At 33.2% G+C, this 14,594-nt stretch carries 10 protein-coding genes; 5 read left to right on the top strand and 5 right to left on the bottom strand.

The genetic code is table 11. The features are described from left to right. Positions 1-4 precede the first annotated feature (4 nt). A complete protein-coding gene (gene uvrC / locus FUA26_RS05115) occupies positions 5-1,804 on the bottom strand; it encodes an excinuclease ABC subunit UvrC (protein ID WP_147132660.1) in 1,800 nt (599 codons plus the stop codon). A 101-nt stretch (positions 1,805-1,905) separates the two neighbouring features. Here uvrC and FUA26_RS05110 point away from each other — a divergent pair, with 101 nt between their 5' ends. From FUA26_RS05110 to FUA26_RS05090, 5 genes are all read left to right on the top strand, one after another. Beyond that, positions 1,906-2,331, top strand: coding sequence for an ATP-dependent zinc protease family protein (locus tag FUA26_RS05110; RefSeq protein ID WP_147132450.1), 426 nt, complete (start codon positions 1,906-1,908; stop codon positions 2,329-2,331). After that, entirely contained in the window at positions 2,328-3,203 is an 876-nt protein-coding gene (gene rimK / locus FUA26_RS05105; protein ID WP_147132448.1) for a 30S ribosomal protein S6--L-glutamate ligase, read from the top strand. The genes FUA26_RS05110 and rimK overlap by 4 nt, the downstream gene beginning before the upstream one ends. A gap of 24 nt (positions 3,204-3,227) precedes the next feature. After that, positions 3,228-4,205 carry a succinylglutamate desuccinylase/aspartoacylase family protein gene (locus FUA26_RS05100; protein ID WP_147132445.1) on the top strand — a complete coding sequence of 326 codons (978 nt, stop codon included), beginning with the start codon at positions 3,228-3,230 and terminating at the stop codon, positions 4,203-4,205. Further along, positions 4,192-4,758: a 5-formyltetrahydrofolate cyclo-ligase gene (locus FUA26_RS05095; RefSeq protein WP_147132442.1), complete on the top strand. Its 567-nt coding sequence runs from the start codon at positions 4,192-4,194 to the stop codon at positions 4,756-4,758. The genes FUA26_RS05100 and FUA26_RS05095 overlap by 14 nt, the downstream gene beginning before the upstream one ends. Before the next feature lie 101 nt (positions 4,759-4,859). Continuing rightward, on the top strand, positions 4,860-5,846 hold the full coding sequence (locus tag FUA26_RS05090) for a phytochrome family protein (RefSeq protein WP_147132439.1): 987 nt from the start codon (positions 4,860-4,862) through the stop codon (positions 5,844-5,846). Here the strand turns inward: FUA26_RS05090 and FUA26_RS05085 are convergent, their stop codons facing one another. The 4 genes from FUA26_RS05085 to FUA26_RS05070 all read right to left on the bottom strand — a co-directional run bounded on the left by FUA26_RS05085 (position 5,847) and on the right by FUA26_RS05070 (position 14,281). Continuing rightward, the gene (locus FUA26_RS05085) at positions 5,847-6,467 is read right to left on the bottom strand and encodes a lipoprotein signal peptidase (protein WP_147132437.1); all 621 of its coding nucleotides are present in this window, start codon (positions 6,465-6,467) and stop codon (positions 5,847-5,849) included. Between the two features lie 103 nt (positions 6,468-6,570). Next, positions 6,571-6,951, bottom strand: a complete 381-nt coding sequence (locus FUA26_RS05080) for a TraR/DksA family transcriptional regulator (protein ID WP_147132434.1) — start codon at positions 6,949-6,951, stop codon at positions 6,571-6,573. Positions 6,952-6,955: 4 nt separating this feature from the next. Next, on the bottom strand, positions 6,956-10,360 hold the full coding sequence (ileS, locus tag FUA26_RS05075) for an isoleucine--tRNA ligase (protein ID WP_147132431.1): 3,405 nt from the start codon (positions 10,358-10,360) through the stop codon (positions 6,956-6,958). Between the two features lie 132 nt (positions 10,361-10,492). Continuing rightward, positions 10,493-14,281 (bottom strand): LamG domain-containing protein, encoded by a 3,789-nt coding sequence (locus FUA26_RS05070; RefSeq protein ID WP_147132429.1) that lies wholly within the window; start codon positions 14,279-14,281, stop codon positions 10,493-10,495. Positions 14,282-14,594 lie beyond the last annotated feature (313 nt).

The raw sequence follows: 14,594 nt of genomic DNA, 5'->3' as shown, positions 1-14,594 counted from the left end.
GTTATCAACGTTTTTGCTCATGATAATAATTATATACTTTTTCGGCTCTTGAATTACCTACAACACCCTCAAGCTCATCTAATTTAGCATTGGCAACTCGTTTAGCCGATTTAAAATGCCTTAATAGCTCAACAACTGTTTTTTCGCCAATACCAGGAATAGTTTCCAACTCTGTATTTAGCGCATTTTTACTTCGCCTATTTCTATGATGCTCTATACCAAAACGGTGTGCTTCATTACGTAATTGCTGAATTATTTTTAACGTTTCGCTTTTTTTATCTAAATATAATGGAATTGGGTCATTTGGATAAAACAATTCCTCTAAACGTTTTGCTATACCAATAATTGCTATTTTACCACGTAACCCCAAAACATCTAAACTTTTTAATGCAGAAGATAGTTGCCCTTTTCCACCATCAATAATTATAAGTTGAGGCAATGGTTTATCTTCATCTAACAAACGTTTGTAACGCCTATAAACCACTTCTTCCATTGAAGCAAAATCATCAGGACCTTCTACTGTTTTTATATTAAAATGCCTGTAATCTTTTTTACTAGGTTTACCGTTTTTAAATACTACACAAGCTGCTACAGGATTGGTTCCTTGTATGTTTGAATTATCAAAACACTCAATATGGCGCGGTTCTTCATGCAAACGTAAATCGGCTTTCATTTGCGCCATAATACGGTTAGCATGCCTATCAGGATCAACAATTTTATCTTGTTTAAAACGCTCCATACGGTAATATTTTGCGTTGCGTAGAGATAAATCTAAAATATGCTTTTTATCACCAAGTTTTGGCACTGTAACCTTTATGTTTTCACCTAATTGTACTTTAAAAGGTACGTAAATTTCTTTTGATTTTGAATGAAAACGTTGCCTAATTTCGGTAATTGCTAATGTTAGCAATTCTTCATCAGTTTCATCAAGCTTCTTTTTAATTTCTAAGGTATGCGACCTAATTATTGAACCGTAAGATAACTGCAAGAAATTAATATAACCATAGGTTTCATCACTCATAATTGAAAACACATCAACATTGCTAATTTTAGGGTTTACAATGGTTGAACGTGCTTGATAGTTTTCTAAAACCTCAATTTTTTCTTTTATTTTTTGAGCTTCTTCAAACAACATTTTTTCAGCAAGTTGTTTCATTTGCTGTTTAAATTGTTGTAATGAATCTTTAAAATTCCCTTTTAAAATTTGCCTAATGGCTTTTATATTTTCATTGTAAGCTTCTTCAGTTTCGTAACCTTCGCAAGCACCTTTACAATTTTTTAGATGATACTCTAAGCACACTTTGTATTTTCCTGCCTCAATTTTTGTTTCGGCCAAATCATAATTACATGTACGTAACGGATACAATCCTTTTATTAAATCTAGCAACGTGTGCACAGTTTTACCACTGGTGTAGGGCCCATAATATTCACCACCACCTTTAAAAACACGCCTTGTTGAAAACACACGCGGAAATCGTTCATTTTTTATACAAATCCACGGGTAAGATTTATCATCTTTAAGCAGTACATTATAGCGTGGTTTATGCTTTTTAATTAGGTTATTTTCTAGCAACAACGCATCGGTTTCGGTTTCAACAACTATGTGTTTTATACGTGCTATTTTTTTTACTAGCACACGGGTTTTACCACTATCATGAGTTTTGGTAAAGTATGAGCTTACGCGCTTTTTTAAATTTTTGGCTTTCCCTACGTAAATAATAGTATCATCTTTATCAAAGTATTGATATACACCCGGTTGATTGGGTAATGTTTGTAATTGTATTTCTAAAGCAGGTACATCCATCATCTCAAAGGTAATTATTAAATATTTTATGGTTAAATTTTAATAAACTAAAAATTTGAATTAACTTATTTACTACATTGCGCCTCTTTTTAAAAAAGCAAATGAGTAAAAAAACAATTGGAAGAATAGATAAAATAGATTTCCCAAAACTGGAACTCTACAACATTGATGTTAAGATAGATACAGGCGCATATACTTCTGCAATTCACTGCTCTGAAATTATAGAAATAGACAACGCATTGCTGTGCATTTTTAATAGTGATGTGCACCAAAATTTTGGTAAAACCGAAATTATTTTCGATTCGTTTTCACTAACAAACGTAAAAAGTAGTAACGGCTATAAAGAAAACAGATACAAAGTAAAATCTGAAGCCATATTTTTTGGTAAAACTTATAAGATTAACTTAACTTTAAGCACCAGAGACGATATGAAATTCCCTGTTTTAATTGGCAGGCAATTTTTAAGCCACAAATTTATAGTTGATGTAGATTTAGAAAACGTTTCCTTTAACTCAAAAACACCATGAATATAGTAATACTGTCTAGAAACACCAACCTTTATTCTACAGAAAGACTCATTGAAGAAGGCGAAAAACGCGGACACCAAATTGAAGTTATTGATCCGCTTAAATGCGATTTAATAATTGAAAAAGAAAAACCTACCATTTTTTACAAAGACAGGTATTTAGATTATGTTGATGCTATTATACCTAGAATTGGCGCATCAGTTACATTTTTTGGTTGCGCTGTTGTACGCCAATTTGAAATGATGAATGTATTTACCTCTGTAACATCAGATGCTATTATTAGATCTAGAGACAAACTGCGTAGTTTCCAAAGGCTATCAAAAGCCGGAATTGGCATGCCTAAAACCGTATTTACAAATTACTCACGCGATATTGAAAAGGTATTATCGCACGTTGGCGGCACACCCGTAATTATAAAATTATTAGAAGGCACCCAAGGTTTAGGTGTTGTTTTAGCCGAAACAAAAAACGCCGCAGAGTCCGTTTTAGAAGCCTTTAATGGCTTACAAGCACGTGCACTAGTACAAGAATTTATTGCCGAAGCAAAAGGCGCCGATATTAGAGCGCTGGTTGTTGATGGCCATGTGGTTGGCGCCATGAAACGCCAAGGAAAAGAAGGCGAATTCAGATCTAACCTTCACAGAGGCGGTAGTGCCGAAATTATAAAACTTAACGAAGCTGAAATAAAAGTTGCCATGAATGCTGCCAGAGCTTTAAAACTTCCTGTTTGCGGTGTAGATATTTTACAATCGGCACGCGGGCCATTGCTATTAGAAGTAAACTCAACACCCGGTTTAGAAGGTATTGAAAAAGCTACTGGTAAAAATATAGCTAAAAGCATTATTACATACATTGAACGCAACAAACATTAAATTTTTTTTAAATGATGAAGATTTATGACTTTAGAAAAGAAAACGCTTACTATTTTAAATGAAACCATAGCTCCTGGCGAAAGTAAAGAAGTAAATTTTGATGTTGCCAACTTACACACCAGTACACCTGTAAATGTTCCTATTATTATTGAACGCTCAAAACGTGTTGGCCCAACAGTATTATTTACCGCAGGCATACACGGTGATGAAGTAAATGGTATTGAAATTGTGCGCCAAATTATTGCCAAAGGCATTAACAAACCCAAAATTGGCACCATTATTTGCATACCAGTAATTAACATTTTTGGTTTTTTAAACTTAACCCGTGAATTTCCTGATGGTAGAGATTTAAACCGTATGTTTCCCGGTAGCCCAAAAGGCTCATTAGCTAGCAGAGTTGCACATAAATTAGTTACTGAAATTATACCGCATGTAGATTATGTTATGGATTTTCACACGGGTGGCTCGGGTAGGTTTAATGCGCCTCAAATTAGAATTATTGAAGGCGAAATTGAATTAAAACAACTTGCAAAAATATTTGGCGCACCCTTTGTTTTGTATTCAAAAAACTTAAACAAATCATTTAGAAACACCTGTTTTAAATTAAACAAACCCTTATTACTTTTTGAAGGTGGCAAATCTGTTCATATTGATGATGTTGTAACAAATTCAGGCGTTAATGGTGCAAAACGCGTATTAAAACATTTAGGCATGTTAAACGTAGCTTTTAAAGCTTCAATACCTAAAAAAGACTGTGTTTTTATTAAAGATAGCAAATGGGTTAGAGCCAAGTTTTCAGGCATGTTTAAAGCCAGTGCTAAAATAAACTCAAAAGTTGCTAAAGGCGATTTATTAGGCAATATAACAGACCCTTATGGCAAGCTTAACTTTTTTGTGAAAGCACCAAATTCTGGTTACATAATTAATGTAAACGAATCGCCAATTGTATATCAAGGTGATGCGCTTTTTCATATAAGCACTAAGTTAAATGACAAAAACTGAACTTCGCAAAAAATATAAAACGCTTCGCAACAACCTATCTCAAAATGATATTGAAACATTTAGCATTGCCATTGCCAATAATGCCATAAAAATGCCCATTTGGCAACATAAATTTTATCATATTTTTTTACCAATTGAAGAACAAAAAGAAATAAACACTGAGTTTATTTTAAGTATTTTAGCGGGCAAAGATAAAAACATTGTAGTACCTAAAAGTCATTTTGATACAGGTGAAATGACGCATTTTTTATTAACCGATGGCACTACTATTAAAAAAAACCATTACAATATACCCGAACCTGTTGACGGTATTGAAATTGATGATAACAAAATTGATGTCGTTTTTATTCCACTATTATCTTTTGATAAAAAAGGCAATAGAGTTGGATACGGAAAAGGGTTTTATGATAGATTTCTTGCCAAATGTAAACCCGAAACAATAAAAATTGGATTATCATTTTTTGATGCTGAAACACAAATTGAAGACACCTACTCAACAGATATTAAATTAGATTTTTGTGTTACAAAATCGCACGTTTACACGTTTAAGTGATGCTTTTAACCGATTAAATGCAATTTTATTTGTTTTAAAACATTTTTTTTTAGTAAGTTTACATCAAGTTACTCTCATTACTCTCAATAACTTAAAGTAAAATGCTATTAAATAACAGTATCAATAAAACAGTAAGTGATATTGCATTTTGGGAACTTAAAGATAATGACACCATGCTTTGGTCTGAAGCTTTTTTGTCAAATCTTGATGCTTCATTAAAAGCAAATCAAACATTAAAAAGTTTCTTAAACAATACTATTCACACTAAAGACAGTCTAGAGTTTGAAGCTAATTTTTTAAACTACATTAAAAACGGTATTCATTTTAAACAGCGCATACAATTAAAAGGTAATGCTGGTATTTATAATAGTTTTATATGTTCAACAAAGCACAACTTTTTTATAAAACCCAACAAAACTTCACAATATTTATTTTTTCATAAACAAGCTGAAAACACATCAGATTATATTGATAGTTTAATTTCTGATAGTACACCAAATGTTTTTAAACATCAGTCTACAAAATCTGCGGGTTACAACAAAATAGCTTTACAAAACGTAAAATCTCATGCTAGTAATTTAACATTGGTTTCTGAACTGGTTAATACCTTTACTATTTCACAACCTAAAAACAGCTTAAATAATACTAGAGAAAATACCAGCAAGGTTATTGACGATGTTGTTAGTATTTTAAGTGATATAAAGCAAAACCCAACAGATAAAACGGTTAGTTTTAATAATATTTTGTGCCAGGTTTTAATATCAATTAGCCCTGTAATTATTGATGCTAATGCCAAAATTGATTCAGATTTTTCTAAACTTAAATCTATAAATACCAAAGCTGAATATATTGAGCGCATATTGTTAAACCTAATTACATATGCTATACACAACAGACACTCTCATAAACACCCTAAAGTTTATATACATAGTTATTTAGAAAATAATAAACCTGTATTGGAAATTACAGATAATGGTATTGATATAAATGCGAATGAATTATGCGCTAAAACAACACATAAAATGGAAGGTATTTTGGTTATTGAAAACCAAAAAAACACATCAACTACATTTAAAATATTTTTGTAATTATTTTTTAGGAAACGCCTTTTTGTTAAATACAATTAGCATTACAAAACCAGTGCTAATGGCAACATCGGCTATATTAAACACAGGTTCAAAAAACGTAAAATATTTACCACCAATAACAGGTAACCACTTTGGCAAAAAGCCTTTCCATAACGGAAAGTAAAGCATATCTACAACTTTACCATGTAGCAAGCTATCATATCCGCCCTCATGAGGCATAAACGTTGCAACATCAATAAGGCTATCACTAAATAAAACACCATAAAAAACAGAGTCTATTATATTACCCAAAGCGCCTGCAAATATAAAAGCTAAGGCCAAAATTAACACCTTAGGTTTTTGTTGTTTAGTAACGTTATACAACCAATAGCCAATACCACAAATAGCTACAACCCTAAACAATGTTAAAGCTACTTTAGCTGTACGGTCATTAATTAAGGGTATAAAATCACTAATTTTTGTGCCCCAAGCCATCCCATCGTTTTCAATAAAATATATTTGAAACCAATTAAAAATTTTTATACTTTCTTGTAGCTGAAAATTAGTTTTTATATAAACCTTGCTCACTTGGTCTGCAAGCAAAATTAAAACGATAATTATAACCGATTTTTTTAATGACATTAGAAAAAATGTATTATGCAAAGGTGTTAAAAATAAAAAAACGCCACTCATTAAAAATCTATGATTGGCGTTTTTTTTAAACTCCTTTACGTGAAGAGCGTATTTATTTTTGCATATTTTTAGCTTCAATACTTAATGTTGCATGAGGTACAAGCTCTAAACGTTTTTTGTTTATTAACTTACCTGTAACGCGACATATACCATAGGTTTTATTTTCAATTCTAATAATTGCATTTTTTAAATCACGAATAAACTTTTCTTGACGAATAGCTAATTGCGAATTAGATTCTTTACTCATAACTTCGCTACCCTCATCAAAAGCCTTAAAAGTAGGCGATGTATCATCTGTACCGTTATTATGGTCGTTCATATACGCACTTTTAATAAGCTCTAAATCATGCTGCGCTTTATCTATTTTTTCTTGTATTAAAGCTCTAAATTCTTCTAATTCTGCATCAGAATATCTTGCATTTGTAGCTGCCATAATTTTAATGTTTTTGTATAAACAATTTGGTATTTATATCATCAAAAGCAATTTCTATACCATGTTCTAAATTATCAATAATATCAAGCTGTTCTGCCAACGTTTCCGTTTTTATATAAGCTCTATTTGTATTTACTGCACTAATTATATGTTCGTCTTTTTGAAGTTTTACATCAATTCTATCAGTAACTTCAAAACCTGAATCTTTACGTAAATTTTGAATACGATTAATAAGCTCTCTGGCTATACCTTCGCTTCGTAATTCATCAGTTATAGTAACATCTAAAGCTACTGTTAATGCGCCTTCATTGGCCACTAACCAGCCTTCAATGTCTTGCGATGTAATTTCTACATCTTCAAGCCCTAAAGTAACATTTTTTCCATTAATGTCAAGTGATAAATTACCTGTTTGTTCAATTTTTTTAATATTACTTGCATCAAAAGCATTTATAGCGCTAGCAATGGCTTTCATGTCTTTACCAAAACGTGGTCCTAAAGCTTTAAAATTAGGCTTTATTTGTTTTACTAAAATATCTGAAGCGTCTTCTAAAAGTTCAACTTCTTTAACATTAACTTCATGTTTTATTAAATCTGAAACTGCTAATATTTCTTCCTTTTGTTGTTCATTATCAATAGGAATCATTATTTTTTGAAGTGGTTGACGCACTTTTATCTTTTCTTTAGCACGTAACGACAAAACTAATGATGATATTGTTTGGGCATTTTCCATTTTACGCTCTAAACTTTTGTCAACAAAGCTTTCATCGTACACAGGAAAATCTGCTAAATGTACACTTTCAAAGGTTTCTTTTTTGGTTACACTATTTAAATCTTGGTATAATTTATCCATAAAGAACGGGGCAATTGGCGCACCCAATTTAGCTATGGTTACCATACAAGTGTATAGCGTTTGATATGCCGATATTTTATCGGTTTGGTAATCGCCTTTCCAAAAACGTCTTCTACTTAAACGTACAAACCAGTTACTTAAGTAATCTTGTGTAAAATCTGAAATAGCTCTGGCTGCCTTGGTTGGTTCATAATCAGCATAAAATGCATCAACCTTTTTAATTAAGGTGTGTAATTCTGATAAAATCCACCTATCTAATTCTGGTCTTTCAGCTAACGGAATATCAGCTTCGGCGTAGTTAAATTTATCAAGATTTGTATATAAACTAAAAAATGAATAGGTATTATAAAGTGTTCCGAAGAATTTACGCTTTACTTCTTCTATGCCCTCTAAATCAAATTTCAGGTTATCCCATGGGTTGGCATTACTAATCATGTACCAACGTGTAGCATCTGGCCCGTATTTTGATAGTGTTGTAAACGGATCTACAGCATTACCTAAACGCTTTGACATTTTTTGTCCGTTTTTATCTAACACCAATCCATTTGAAACTACATTCTTGTAAGCTACAGAATTAAATACCATAGTACCAATAGCATGTAATGTATAGAACCAACCTCGTGTTTGGTCTACCCCTTCTGCAATAAAGTTTGCTGGATAGGTTGTGCCTTTATCAATCAAATCTACATTTTCAAAAGGATAATGCCATTGAGCATAAGGCATTGAACCAGAATCAAACCACACATCAATTAAATCGCTTTCGCGTTTCATGGGCTTACCCGATGCTGATACTAATGTGATTTGATCTACAATATTTTTATGCAAATCTAACTTTGCATAGTTTTCATTGCTCATATTGCCCACTTCAAAATCGGCAAAAATATCTTCAGCTAAAACTCCTGCTTTAACAGCTTTTTGCATTTCGGCTTTTAACTCTTCAACTGAGCCAATGCAAAGCGCTTCTTTTCCGTCTTCGGTTCTCCAAATTGGTAGCGGAATGCCCCAGTAGCGTGAGCGTGATAAGTTCCAATCGTTTGCGTTTGCCAACCAATTACCAAAACGGCCTTCTCCAGTGCTTTTTGGTTTCCAGTTTATGGTTTGGTTAAGTTCAAACATTTTGTCTTTAACATCGGTTACCTTAATAAACCAAGAATCTAACGGATAGTATAAAATTGGTTTATCTGTACGCCAACAATTTGGGTAACTGTGCTTATATTTTTCAACCTTAAAGGCTTTGTTTTCTTCTTTTAATTTAATGGCAATTTCAACATCAACAGAACGTTCTGGTGCTTCGCCATCATCATAATATTCATTTTTTACATATTTACCAGCAAGCTCTTTTAGCTCAGGGCGGAAACGCCCCTGTAAATCTACTAATGGCACCAAATTATCATTGTCATCTTTCACTAACATTGGCGGCACTTCTGGTGTGGCTTGTTTTGCTACCAAGGCATCATCTGCACCAAACGTTGGGGCTGTGTGTACTATACCTGTACCATCTTCGGTAGTTACAAAATCTCCAGAAATAACTCTAAATGCATTTTCAGGGTTATCATTAGGCAACACATATGGCAATAATTGTTCATAGGTTATTCCTACTAAATCGGCGCCTTTAAATTCTTTTACAACGAAATAAGGAATCTTTTTATCTCCTTGTTTAAAGTTACTTAATTCTGAAACATCTTCAGCTTTTATAAACTTACCTGCAAATTGTTTTGCTACTAGTGGTTTCCCTAATACAACATTTATGGGTTCAAAGGTATATTGATTAAATGTTTTTACTAACACATAATCAATTTTTGGCCCTACAGTTAAGGCGGTGTTACTTGGCAGTGTCCAAGGTGTGGTTGTCCATGCTAAAAAATGAATATCGCCCTCATTTTGTAAAAACGTTGGTAACGATGCTTTATTAGCTTTAAACTGCGCTACAACTGTAGTATCGGTTACATCTTGATAGGTTCCGGGTTGGTTTAGCTCATGCGAACTTAAACCTGTACCTGCTTTTGGTGAATAGGGCTGAATAGTGTAACCTTTATACAGTAAATTTTTGCTATAAATCTGTTTTAGTAACCACCAAACAGACTCCATATATTTAGGCTCATAAGTAATGTATGGATCATTCATATCTACCCAATAGCCCATTTTTTCAGTAAGGTCATTCCAAACATCAGTATAACGCATTACGGCTTTTTTACAAGCTGCGTTATATTCTTCTACAGAAATGGTTTTGCCAATATCTTCTTTAGTAATGCCTAATTCTTTTTCAACACCAAGCTCAATTGGCAACCCGTGGGTATCCCAACCTGCTTTACGCTTAACTTGATAGCCTTTTTGGGTTTTGTATCTACAAAAAATATCTTTTATAGCACGTGCCATTACATGATGAATACCAGGTAAACCATTTGCTGAAGGCGGCCCTTCAAAAAAAACGAAAGTTTCTTTGCCTTCTTTAGAGGTTATACTTTTATCAAAAATGTTATTTTCTTGCCAATATTGCAGTATTTGGTCTGCTACATTTGGCAAGTCAAGTCCTTTATATTCAGGAAATTTAGCGCTCATTTACTCAAAATTCATATAAGGATGCGAATTTAAGAATTTATCCTGAAAAGGTTGGTTTTAAAACATAAAAAAAGCCAAAACCTTATGTTTTGACTTTTTATTGTTTTGTGTAGTTATTTTAAGTGCTTTTACTTAATTAACAACTATTTTTTTGGTTATCACTTGATTATCGTCTGTTCTTAAAAAAACAACATATCCACCTGATGCTACCTTTGGGATAGTAATACCATTTTGTAAAACTTGCGGTGATACATTGTTTTTTTCTAAAACTATTTGCCCTGTTATACTTACTAAAGCTAAACGTTTTACAGTACCATTTAATTTTTTTGCATACAACTTATGGTCTGTGTTGGTGTAATAAACAAAATTAGCGTCTACTTCTGCCTGCTCAGTACTTAACGCGGCTTGCTCAGATTGGAACACTATTTCAAACCTATCATTAAATTTACCTTTTTCTGATGTAAAACTATATGCTTCTCCTTCTGATAAATTGAAATAAGTACCTAACATATTATCGCGAAGGTAAATAGATTGCTCTTCTGAAAAATGCACTTTATCAGTAATTTTTATTTCGAAACTATTGCTTCCTGATGATTTAAAATTTAATGGTACTATTTTATCATTTGATACGGGACCATAGGCTTGAATATTCATATTCTCACCTTCTAACGATAAATTCAAATCGTTGTTATTACTTTCTGATGATTTGGCCTCATAACCATAATCATAACCATCAGTAGTAAAATCACTAAACCCTAGTAACAATTCACGATGCGTTGATGGCCCTGATAACGCACTAAACTCTAAACGTATTTTTTGCATAACAGGTGTTTCTGTTTGAGTTTGTGCAACAGATTTTGATGTTTTTGACTTTGAATTACCGCCTTTAAAAAACACCGATCCGTTATCATATGTTCCATCTGCATCAGCTTCTTTAACAAACACACGCTGTGCATTATTGAATTTCACCTCTCCGTTAGCAACTACTTCTACAACAAAACCTTGACTTACTGGCAAGTATCTTGACGGCACCAAAGTACCATCTTGCGATCCATTGTGCGCACCACTAATACCCACAAACTGAAATGCCCTTACACCTCCTGTTTTGTTTACTTGTGCATAACCACCGTTATACTCATTTAAATTGTGAGAGTTTCCACTCCATTGTTGCCATAACTGAAGTGTTCCATCTATAACACCTTGGTTATCATCAATAAATTTATGAATATCTATGGCAGAAGCATAGGGGTTTCCTAATAAGAAATTAGTTCGTGTAACATCTTGCTCTGAACCTGCACCTCCTTTATCTTCAACCTCAACTATTATTGTACCATTATTAGGTTTGCCTTCAAAAATATATTGCTGTTCTGAAGCCGCTATACCTGTACCTTTTTGTGTATAACCTAAGCCAGGAGCTAAATCTCTAGAAGTACTTACACGCTCCCAATCCCAATAGGTTACACCATTTTTATAAGTGTATATCCAGTAGGTACTAATATTACCGTTTGCTGTATAATTTGATGTAAATAAACAATTTGTACCAGCATCATCTTTTATCATATTTAACCTATATGGCGTATTATTGGTGTTATTTGTTGATGCATTATTGTTTGTTAAACCAGTGGTGCTTTGAGCCCCAATTGGTGACGACCAATAATTATAACGATACGGGTTTGATTCTCCTTGTTGACGCCTTAAAATCCTACCATCGGCAGAGGTAACTAAATCACTTTGTTCAGTTTGTATTAATTGAGAATCGTTTAACAAATCTATGACACCATTTAGCTCTAAATACCAAGTGTTTTTTATTAAATTATCACCAGAAACCGTTAAACGTTTTCCTGCATCTATTACTAAACCATAGGTAGTATGCGAATTGCTTGTTACAACATCTTCTTCTATTTTTACTATACTCCATGCTTTATTTGTTGAAACATCTTCAATATCCCAAACACTACCGTGCGCCCATGTTGAAACAGAATTCCAATTTCCGTAAGACACAGCTCTGTAAGGCATTGGTGCCGTTTGCTCTTGTACGGTTGTTATGTTATTTAAATACAATAATCTGTTATGCCCTGAATAGTCCGTTGTTCTATCAGTTTTTATATTTGTCATTGGGTAATATGCAATAAGGCTAGCCCAAGCTACAGTAGCATTAGTTTGGGTATCTTGAATGTTTTTTGGAACAACAGAACCCGACACACTACCTGCGCTTTCATTTATTTCTTGATAAACCATGCCTTGAATTTGGCTTGTTGTTAAAGCTGCATTAAAAACCCTAACCTCATCAATATCACCTTTAAAGTATTTTTTATCAGTTAAGGTTGTAGACAAGCGTCCTACTTCAAAATTACCATTACTGTTTACTGAGTTTTCTATTGCTGAACCAACAACACTTAAATTTGTTGATGCCACTAGTGCGCCATCAACATATAATGATACTAAGCCAGTTAAACTATTATAAGAAGCCGCTACATGGTGCCATTCATTACAATTAACAGAAGATGAGGCACTAAGCGTTACTGCTGAATTGGCTACAGTTTTTATAGTAAACATAGGAATATCACCATCTTTAAGCCAAATACTACAACTAACATCTTCACCTGCAATAATCATATCTCTGGTGTTACCAATATCAGATTTCATCCAAGCCATAATTGTGATGTTATTTTGCCCACCAACAAAGGCTGTTGTAGACAAATAATCATCAACACCATCAAAATCAATGGTTGCGTATACTGGTGGATTAGGCGTAAAAACGTCACGGTAATCTAAATCGCCACCAGAGTTTAAATCACCATCTGTATCAGGAAGAATTGATAAATCTGATGGGTTTTCAATATCTTCATTAGCATCAATAACAGCATCATTTGTATTAGTTGTTTCAAAAGCATCATCTAAACCATCGGTATCAGCATCAGTTCCTAAAAGTGTATTTGGCATACCGTTTTCTTCAACATCAGGTGTTCCGTCGTTATCAGCATCAACATCAATGTAATCAGGAGTACCATCTCTATCTGTATCTTCAAGGGTTAATAAACCCGCTCCGTAGTTATCGTCAATACCATCATTATTAGCATCTGTCATAGCTGTTCCGTTTCCACTAGGAGCCACATAGCCTATGGTTGGTTGAGCTTCTACATTATCAGGAATACCATCGTTATCAGCATCAATATCTAAATGGTCAGGAATACCATCATTATCAGAATGTATAGCTGCACAGTACTGCCATTCATACATTTGAATGGTTGCATTGGCAGATTCGCCATCATCTTTTGCTATTTCAATAATCAGTTCATTTAGCGGCCCATAAATATTTACTTGTACACTATTTAACGGCGCATTACCATTAACACCATTAACATCATACGCAGAATTTCCTGAAATAGCACCACCACTTAAATTTATATCGGTTATTGAAACCGTTTTACTAACGCCGCTATTGTTTGCATAAATATCGGCTCTATCTTGGTTATCAAAACCACCCATTTTGAAAGACAAGTTATAAACGGGCTCTGAAAAACTAAACCTATACACTGCTACATCTCCATTTGGAAAATCTGAATTTCTTACCTGTGTTTGGATATATTCACCCGTAATACCTGCGCCTGTAATACTTCTAACACCCGAAGCCCATGTTGCCGTACCTACTAATGAGTAGGTAAAATCTACGGTAACACCCCCATAAGGATATGCATTATTAACAACACCTGGGTTTGATCTTCTGTCATTAAACGTTTGAGCTAAATCTATATATGAAGCTGCACAATTAATTTCTTGTGAATCTGGAATACCATCATTATCATCATCTAAATCTGCTGAATCAGCAATAGAATCGCCATCAGTATCTTGAGCAAATACATTAGTATTGAAACCGATACAAAGAAATAATACAGTAATAATCCAAAATTTTTTTTTCATGGTCTTTCATTTGTTTGCTGTACTAATTACGACACGAAAACAGTGTTACTGTCACTAACACTTAACGATAAAAGTTAGTGTTTAAGCGAAAAAACAAGCTTAAATTTTAGTAAAATGGATTATTTATTTTAAGAGGGATTAAAATACTTGTTAAAAAACGTTTTGTTTGTAAATCAAATATTTGATTCAAAAATAACCTTAAAAACCATACATCAAAAAGAACTATTATTCATTTCGATAAAGCAGTGTAAAAAACCGTTATTACGTGTATTTTAAAATATGAAATACTCAAAAAATCAGATGAATAACATAC

Source organism: Seonamhaeicola algicola (genome assembly GCF_007997385.1).
GTDB lineage: Bacteria > Bacteroidota > Bacteroidia > Flavobacteriales > Flavobacteriaceae > Seonamhaeicola > Seonamhaeicola algicola.
This window is presented reverse-complemented; position numbering and strand designations above follow the sequence as displayed.